The organism is Mycoplasma marinum, from assembly GCF_004335975.1.
GTDB classification, from domain to species: Bacteria; Bacillota_I; Bacilli_A; order Mycoplasmatales; family Metamycoplasmataceae; genus Mycoplasma_K; species Mycoplasma_K marinum.
On the sequence record NZ_PSZO01000028.1, the window covers coordinates 1 to 9072 of the forward strand.

The following is a 9072-nucleotide window of genomic DNA, read 5'->3' on the forward strand; positions in this document are numbered from 1 at the left end:
AGGGACTTTTCATTTGCCTATTTTGGATAATTGCATATGAAAAGTGCCTCACTTAAATTTTAACTCTAAGTGTTGCACTTTAAATTTCAATCGAGGAAGGAACTTTAAAGGTTCTTTTTTTATATCAAAAAATACTTTTTATTGAACCAGTCTTGTATGATTGGTTTTTATTGCTGGGATATCTTAAAGAGATCAAATAAAAGTGCCTTAAAGCACTTTTATTTTCTAAAACGTTTTTTCTTACTTTTAAAAATAACTAAATTTTTAGGTCTTGTCATAGACTCAAGAGCATATTTTATACCTTGAACTCCAAAACCAGAGTTTTTAACACCTGTAAAAGGTAGTCTATCTGGACCTCTTGAAGGCGCACAATTTATATTAACACTACCAGCCTCTATTTGATTTGCTGCTTCAACAGCATCTTCAATATCATTTCCGTAAACAGATGATTGCAAACCATATTCTGATTCATTGATTTGTCTAATGGCATCATTTAAATCTGAATAATAAATTATTGGTAAAACAGGACCGAATTGTTCTTCATAAGCAATCAACATAGTTTCATCAACATTTACTAAAACAGTTGGTTCAACAAAATTTTTATTTATATTCCCACCTATTAAAATTTTTGCACCTTTTTTAACTGCATCATTAATAAGTTTTCTCTGGAATTTAGCACTTGCTTCAGTAATCAAAGGAACAACCATAACATCTGAATCACTAGTTCCCGAAGGAATAGAAGCAACCTTTGTTTTAATCCCTAACTCAAATTCTTTCTTTTTGCTTTCATGAACAAATACACGCTTGATAGCAGTACATCTTTGCCCAGCAAATGAAAATGCACCTTTTATAATATTATCTATAGTGCTATCTAAATTAGCATCTTTAAGAACAAGAGCGGGATCTTTACCACCCATTTCAAGAACAACATTTTGCATTTTTGCATTTTCAGAAATTGATAAACCAACCCTTGTTGAACCAGTATATGAAATTGCATTTGCACCTTTATGATTTGTAAGATAATCCCCAATTTCACTTCCTCTTCCTGTGACCATATTAAATACTCCAGCTGGAAATTTAGCTGCATCAAATAATCTTGCCATTTTATAACCAGACAAAGAACCATTTGTAGCTGGTTTAAAAACAACTGAATTACCCGAAATTAATGCAGGTATTATTTTTGCTAAAGAGAGGTTAACAGGATAATTAAAAGGTGAGATTGCAGTTACTACTCCAAGTGGTTCCCTTATAATTGAAATCATTTTTTCTGGAACACCTAAAGTGCTTCCTTTTATTGTTTTCACTAATATATTATGATAAGCAAAAATTGTTTCATTAATTAATGCAACGGTTCTATCAATCTCTTTTATTGATTGTTGAAAAGGTTTCCCAATTTCCAATAGCATTATTTTTGCTAATTCCTCTTTATTTTCAATTAATAATTGCTTGAATGTTTCAATATAATCAATACGTTCTTCTCTTGGTAAAGAAGCTCATTCTTTTTGAGAATTTTTAGCAACTTCAAAAGCTTGATCTATTCCTTTTTTTGAAAGCGCTGTGGCTGTACCACATTCCTCCAAAGTATTTGGTGATATTATTGAATATCTTTTCTTACCTATTACAAACACTCCATTTATATATGCTCTTGCCTCCATTGATTCACCTCTTTCTTTTTTAAATTATACATTCCAAAAAACTAAATATTGTAAAAAACTAAATAAAAAAAATAGAACGTTTGCTCTATTAATTAATTTCTTATTTTTTGTAGTAAAGAATTCATGCCATAATTACACCGACAATTGGGAATAAGATACATAGAATACCACAAATAATTCCTAGAATTTGTTCATTATTTTTCAATGTTAATGAGTAGATGATTGTAAAGATACCAAATACTAATACAATGATTCAAGCAAAAGCAAATAATATTGCACCAAGTGCATAAAGAACATTTGTTACTATATGAACATCGATTGCACGAGCAATAATCATAACTACCAACCCAATCAATCACATTAATGTTGCATAGATAGCAATTTTAAATCATTGATCTCTTTGAGCTGCACCTGATTTGTTTGATTTTGAAGCCATTTTTTCCTCCTTAAATTATAAATAAATGTTTTTATATAAAACTGTTTAGCTGTTGAATTCTATCATAGTTTATTGGTCTAAAAATCAATAATGTAAAAAACATAGTAAAAAATATTTTAGCGGTTAATAAAAAACGACTTATGCCGCTTTAGATTTAATCAAAAAAACTTGATCATTTATTCAAATTGTGTCCCCAGGTCTAATTTTTGAACCTCTACCTTCAGGTGCGTTACCATTAATAGTAATTTTATTTCTTTCAATAAAAGCTTTAGCGCCTCCACCAGAACTAGTGAATTTTAATTTTTTAAGTAGTTGGCCCAACTTTATATATTCTCCAATTATTTCTATTTTCATTTTATCTCCTTAGTATCCTCTATGTGGCAGAACCAATTGCACTAGAGATTTGTTTGACTCACCCATTATTACGAATGGTTTAAGTTCTCCTATAAATCTTACAACAACTTTACCTGAAAAAGTTCTTAAAGCGTCTTTCATAAATTTTGAATCGAATGCAATAGAAAACATTGTGTTACCTTCTCACGTGAAATTTTCTGTTTCAACATGTGAGTTACCAACTTCTTCTTGTTTTGATTCTATATGAAGTTTACCTTCTCTAATTTCTAATTTAACTGTTTTTGCATCACTTGATGAAACAACAATTGCTTTATCAATTAAGTTTGATAATTCTCTTGAATCAATTTCTAATTTATAATTATATTCTTTTGGTATTAATCTTGATAGTTCGGGATAAATTCCATCAATTAATCTTGACTGAATAACAGAAGAATCGTTCTCAATATTAATTTTTGATTCATCAACTTTAATCTTGACTTCACCTTTTAATGATGAAGGTATAAAATCTTTGATATTTTTTGTAAGAATAGTAATATTAAAGTCATTTTCTGAAATTGTATCCATTCTAGATGTGGCTAATCTATATGAATCGGTAGCAGATACTCTTAAACGTTTGTTTTTAGCAATGATATTAACCCCATTAAGGATAATACGTCTATTATTCTCAGAAGAAGCAAATGCAACGTCTTTTATAACCTTCTTGAATTCACTACCTTCAAGAACTAAATCATCCCCACTTAAATCGAAGTCAATGATTGGATAATCTTCAGCATCCATTAAATTAAGTTTAAAACTCGAACCAGCTGAATAAATACTTAATGTAGTGTCCGATGCTTTAAGCTCTATTTCACTACTTTGTTTTTTAATGATTCCAATTAACATTTTCCCAGGTATTAATATAGTTCCTTCTTTTATTATAGTTACATCATCATTTACGAGTAGAGTTTCTTTAATTGAAAGTACTCCATCTGAAGCTGTCATAATTATGGAATCTTGAGTTACTTTAAACAAGATTCCGTTTAGAGAAGTTAGTGCTGGGTTATTTGTTATTGCCTTTGTTATGTTTGATAGATGCTTTTCAAATAATGATTTTTTAATTTTAATATTCATTTTATATCTCCTTAAGTTAGTTTTTGTTTAATTATTATTACTAGTGTTGTGGATTTAGGGGAAAACTCTTAAAACCCTTTGATAGAGTGAGTTTTAGAGCTTTACTGTTATGTGGGTAACTTGTTATTAACTAACTTTTGTAATTTTTGATTCGATTTGTTTAATAGCTAATTTAACCGCAGAATTTATTCTCATTGAAGTTTCTATTTTGCTAATTGCTGACATTGTTGTTGAATGGTCTCTTCCACCAAATATTTCACCGATTTGAGCATATGATAATTGTTTTAATGATCTTATAAGTCACATAGCTATATGCCTGGCTTGTACTACGTTTTTCTTTCTTGTCTTCCCATATATATCGGTTTTTGAAATTTTATAGTAATGAGAGACAGTTGAAATTATTCTTTGAGGCGTTAACTCTTCTTTGTTAATTTTTAATTGGTCAAATATTTTTGACACAACCGCCTGCGTATATTTAATTGATTGATTATCCATTGTAAAGAATTTAACTCTTTTAACCGCACCTTCAATAGACCTTATTGAATTTGAATAGTTCCTTGCGATAAAAGATAACGCTTGAGATTCTCATTTTGCTGAGTTTAAATTTTCAATATCTAATTTTTGTTTAAGTATTTCTATTAAATCATTTATGCTTGGAGTTTTAATTTCAAGAGTCAAACCTTTTTCAAACCTGGTGATAAATCTATCTTCGAAACCACCAAGTTCATTCGGAGTTTTATCAGCAGCAAAGATTATTTGTGTGCCTTTTTCAGTCGCTGTATTAATAATATTAAATAATATTGATAATGTTTTTGTCCTGTTTCCAAGGTTTTGTATATCGTCAAACATAATGTAATCAAATTGAGTTATTTTATCAGTGATTTCATTAATTGCCTCTTGTGACTTTTTCATTGCTTTTGTTAATTTATAAGTTAATCTATCAGGATTTATAAATAAGGCGGTTTTACCTTTTTTAATCACCTCATTACCAATCGCATGTAATAAGTGAGTTTTTCCAAGACCTGAAGAAGAGTATATAAACAAAGGAGAAAACACACCCTGTTCTTCAATTATAGCTTTAGCACCTCTTAAGGCTTTTGAATTAAATTTACACCCAACGTAGTTATCTAAGTTATATTTTTCAATTACATTTGATTCAGCAAGCGTTGGCTTTTTATTTTGGTTAACTGATGATTCTGAACCATCATTGCTTTCAGGTATGTAAGTACCCTTAATTACCAATTTAACGTCAACATTTCTTTCTAATACTTCTTTTGCAGCTGATTCAACAGCTTCTATATAATCTCTTTCAAGGATAAATTTAACTGCCTCAGAAGGTGTTTCTAAAATTATAGTTCCACCAAGATCATCAATTATATTAATTTCTCTTACAAAAGAATTAAATATCATTCCGTCAGAAATTGATGTTTCAAGATAATTTAGAAGTAATTGTGTATTTGTTTTATTATTTATTATTTTTGCTTCAAAAGTCATAGTAATTAAATTGTAATACTATTCAAATGCATATGTGGGTAAATAATCGCTAAATAACACTTAATCAACACTAAACTATCAAGTTATCCACATATAAAAATGTTTATTTTAAAGGGTTTTATGAGTTTTCCACAATTTATTGGATGTAAAAAGGTTTAAAACTAAAAATATAATAAATACTTTAATAATAGGTGTGGATATATGTTTAAAAAATATAAAAGTGTATAATTTATAGAGAAATTTAAATTTATAGGAATTGGAGAAAATATGAAAGTAGTTGTAACAGGTGGAGCAGGGTATATAGGTTCGCATGCAGTATATTCATTAATAGAAAAAGGTAACCAAGTTGTTATTATTGATAATTTATCAAGAGGATATATGGAAAATGTACATCCCGATGCTACATTTTATAATGCTGATATAAGAGATGTGGAAACAATTAAAGGAATATTTAAAAAAGAAGGAAAAATTGATGGTATTATGCATTTTGCTGGATATATTGTTGTTCCAGAATCAGTTGAAAAACCATTAATGTATTTTAATAATAATACTTACTCAGTTGAAAAACTTTTAGAAGCTGCAGATGATGCAGGTATTAAAAATGTAGTATTTTCTTCAACAGCTGCTGTATATGGAGAAACAAGTGGAGCGCCTATTAAAGAAAGTGATACTAAAACACCGGTTAACCCATATGGAGAATCTAAGTTAGCTGCAGAAGCAATTATTAGAGGATGAACTAAAGCTAGAGGAACAAATCATGTTATTTTTAGATACTTTAATGTAGCAGGTGCACACCCATCAGGGAAAATAGGTATTAGAGGGAAAGGACTTACACATCTATTGCCATCAGTAATTGAAGGAGCACTAGGGATTAGAGAAAAATTCGTTGCTATGGGAACTGATTATCCAACAAGAGATGGTTCATGTATTCGTGATTTTATTCATGTTATGGATTTAGTTGAGGCTCACATAATTGGATTAGAGTGATCAATTAAAAATAAGGAATCTAATATTTTTAACCTAGGTTCAGGATCAGGTCATTCCGTGCTTGAAGTATTGAATACAGCTATTAAAGAATTGGAAATAGCAATACCTAATGAAATGGGTGATAGAAGAGCTGGAGATCCTGCAGAATTATTGGCAGATGTATCAAATGCTAGGGATGTTTTGGGTTGAAAAACTAAACAACCTCTTGATGTTATGATTCGTTCAGAATATGATTTTAGAAAAAAATTAAAAAAATAAGGTATAATTCCATTACTTAACTCACACGAGTGACGGCAACCATAAAATTTAAAGGAGTAGCATATGAAAAGAACTTACCAACCAAATAAACGTAAACATGCAAAAACACACGGTTTCAGAGCAAGAATGGCAACTGTAGGTGGAAGACTTGTTCTTAAAAGAAGAAGAGCAAAAGGTAGAAAACAACTAACAGTTTCAGATAAATAAAACTAATAAGATAAAGCGAAAACCGCTTTTTCTTTTGCATTTTTAAAATATAATACAGTATTTTTTTTATTTAGTTTTTTAAATGATATTTATTTTTGAATTGATAATACAACTTTATCAATAATAAAAAAATGTTTTTAAGGTATAATTTATACACTATATTACATATAAGTTAGAGTAAACGGAGGACTATTATGAAAAGAACTTACCAACCAAACAAACGTAAACATGCAAAAACACATGGTTTCAGAGCAAGAATGGCAACTGTAGGTGGAAGACTTGTTCTTAAAAGAAGAAGAGCAAAAGGTAGAAAACAACTAACAGTTTCAGATAAATAATGAAGAAGCAATTTAGAGTTCGCCACAACAGAGAATTCCAAAAAATCATTAAAAAAAGAAAGCAATTCGTTTCGAATGACGTTATTTTGTATTACGAAAAAAATGATAAACATCTTAGGGTTGGTTTATCTGTTTCCAAAAAATTCGGTAATGCAGTCGTGCGTAATTTAATGAGAAGAAAGATAAGAGCTATCATTAGAGAAATGAACATTATGGACCTTAAATATAATGTTGTTATAATAGTCAGACAAAATTTTATTGATGCTTCTTTTAAAAAGCAACAAAAAGCGATAAACAAAGTTTTTGAAAGGTTAAAGAATGAAAAAAATAAATAAGCCAGTTAGAAATAATGGGAATTATGATTGATTCCAAAATGGAAATACAGGAGATAAAAAACAAAAAACACCTAAAGAAAAAATGAAAACTTTCTTCAAGGTATTTAAAATACTTATTTATATCTCTCTAGCAACATTGTCACTTACAGGTTGTGTGCAATCGTTTGTTATTGGTACTGGTTCATATACTGGTCAAGGTATGGAACTATATACAAATGAAGCGGATGTAGCACCTTATATGGTTACATATAATGTTAATACTAAAAATAGTACTGCTACATTAGATTCAAAGGCCAATTATTGGTTAAGTGATAAAGATGATCTTAAAGCAGTTCATAGCAAGATTAAAAATGATGGTGGTAACATCTCTCAATGAAAAACTGAAAATATCGGTGTTCAAATTCTTGTTGATGGAAAAATGCTTGTTAATGGTAAACAAGATGAATCAAAACATATAACATATGTTAATGGTGTTCCATTAGTTTATTCTGAATCATCAGGTAATTCTGCTAAAGCTTCAGGATTTAGTGGATATAAACAAAATCAAAAAGAACTTACATTATGATCAAAAGATAAGACTGGTAAAAAATACATACCTAATGAAATTAAATGAACATTCGCAGGGAAAACTTCTCAGCAAGTATTCCAACAAACAGTTTTTGATCAACTACTTACAGAATTAAATAAAACAAAATTATTTAAAGATGTTAATGGCTATAAAACAAAATATACAAATGGTATTGAAATTAATAATAAAAATATAAAAGAAATTAATGATGTTAATAATAAAACTCTTATATTAACTAAATTACTTCAAGAAACAAACATCATACCTGTTAACTCAAATGGTAAAATTGAAAGTTCATTTAGTAAAATTTCATCATTTAAATCATTTGATGATAAAAATGCAAAGGCCCCAATTAAATTTCAACTTTCAGGAAAAAATAAATTAAGAGCTATTTATAATTGAAATAGAGCTTGAGCACTTGGACCATTTTACGGATTATTCATTTACCCACTTTCAAGAATTACACTAGCAATTGTTGAAGGATTACCAATGTTAAACGGATGAGAATCACTAATAACAATTGCTCTAGTAACAATCTTATTACGTACATTTGCATACCTACTTACATTCAAATCTACTCTACAACAAGTTAAACAACAAGAACTTAGCGCTAAAAAAGCAGCGATTGAAGCCAAGTATGAACAATACAAAGGTAACAAACAAATGGAGCAAAGAAAGAGACAAGAACTTTCTGAAATGTATAAAAAAGAAGGTATCTCTCCTCTTGGTTCAGTTGCGACAATATTCTTAACAATGCCACTGTTCCTTGCTATGTGGAAAATCATTGGTGGTATTGCACATATTAAATCAACTACATGATTGAAAATTAACTTTTCACAAACATCATACAAAGAGTTATTTAATGGAGAATGACAATATCTACCATTGATGTTAGTTGCTGCAACAACACAAGGTATCTCTCTATTTATCCCACGTCTACTTACTAAACGTAGAGATAAAAATAGAATTAATGCTCATCAAAAAGCAGCTCTTAAAAAAGCTAATAAAACACAGAACATTATGATGGCTGTATTTATCTTTATGGCCCTTATATTCTCTGCAGGTCTACAGATTTATTGAATCTTCGGAGGGCTGTTCACAATTGGACAAAATGTTCTTAACCATAAAATTATTAAGCGACAATCAAAACGTAAAAAATCAAAACGTATTAAATAAACTAAATAATAACTTTATATAATCATAAAGAATGAAAACACGACTTTTTAAGGTCATATATTAGGATAAAAATTTAAGACACAACTCGGAAAGGGTGGTGTCTTTTATGAAACATTATAAATTTAAAGATAAATTGTGGGCATTAAAACAATTG

At 29.2% G+C, this 9072-nt stretch carries 10 protein-coding genes; 5 read left to right on the top strand and 5 right to left on the bottom strand.

Going from position 1 to position 9072, the window contains the following annotated elements; translation table 4 throughout:
• Positions 1–218 precede the first annotated feature (218 nt).
• The 5 genes from C4B24_RS04250 to dnaA form a co-directional block, all read right to left on the bottom strand.
• Positions 219–1655, bottom strand: a complete 1437-nt coding sequence (locus C4B24_RS04250; RefSeq protein WP_131599535.1) for an aldehyde dehydrogenase family protein — start codon at positions 1653–1655, stop codon at positions 219–221.
• A 100-nt stretch (positions 1656–1755) separates the two neighbouring features.
• Positions 1756–2091 carry a hypothetical protein gene (locus C4B24_RS04255; RefSeq protein ID WP_131599536.1) on the bottom strand — a complete coding sequence of 112 codons (336 nt, stop codon included), beginning with the start codon at positions 2089–2091 and terminating at the stop codon, positions 1756–1758.
• 138 nt (positions 2092–2229) lie between these two features.
• On the bottom strand, positions 2230–2445 hold the full coding sequence (locus C4B24_RS04260) for an RNA-binding S4 domain-containing protein (protein ID WP_131599537.1): 216 nt from the start codon (positions 2443–2445) through the stop codon (positions 2230–2232).
• A gap of 9 nt (positions 2446–2454) precedes the next feature.
• Positions 2455–3555, bottom strand: a complete 1101-nt coding sequence (gene dnaN, locus C4B24_RS04265) for a DNA polymerase III subunit beta (protein WP_131599538.1) — start codon at positions 3553–3555, stop codon at positions 2455–2457.
• 126 nt (positions 3556–3681) lie between these two features.
• Complete coding sequence (gene dnaA / locus C4B24_RS04270; RefSeq protein WP_131599539.1) at positions 3682–5049, bottom strand: chromosomal replication initiator protein DnaA; 1368 nt, start codon at positions 5047–5049, stop codon at positions 3682–3684.
• Between the two features lie 267 nt (positions 5050–5316).
• Here dnaA and galE point away from each other — a divergent pair, with 267 nt between their 5' ends.
• The 5 genes from galE (at position 5317) to yidC (ending at position 8918) form a co-directional block, all read left to right on the top strand.
• Entirely contained in the window at positions 5317–6294 is a 978-nt protein-coding gene (gene galE, locus C4B24_RS04275) for a UDP-glucose 4-epimerase GalE (protein ID WP_131599540.1), read from the top strand.
• 63 nt (positions 6295–6357) lie between these two features.
• Positions 6358–6501: a 50S ribosomal protein L34 gene (gene rpmH, locus C4B24_RS04280; protein WP_131599541.1), complete on the top strand. Its 144-nt coding sequence runs from the start codon at positions 6358–6360 to the stop codon at positions 6499–6501.
• Positions 6502–6695: 194 nt separating this feature from the next.
• Positions 6696–6839, top strand: coding sequence for a 50S ribosomal protein L34 (rpmH, locus tag C4B24_RS04285; RefSeq protein ID WP_131599541.1), 144 nt, complete (start codon positions 6696–6698; stop codon positions 6837–6839).
• Entirely contained in the window at positions 6839–7174 is a 336-nt protein-coding gene (rnpA, locus tag C4B24_RS04290) for a ribonuclease P protein component (RefSeq protein ID WP_131599542.1), read from the top strand. Before rpmH (C4B24_RS04285) ends, rnpA begins: the two co-directional genes overlap by 1 nt.
• Positions 7158–8918, top strand: a complete 1761-nt coding sequence (gene yidC, locus C4B24_RS04295) for a membrane protein insertase YidC (protein WP_131599543.1) — start codon at positions 7158–7160, stop codon at positions 8916–8918. The genes rnpA and yidC overlap by 17 nt, the downstream gene beginning before the upstream one ends.
• Positions 8919–9072: the final 154 nt, after the last annotated feature.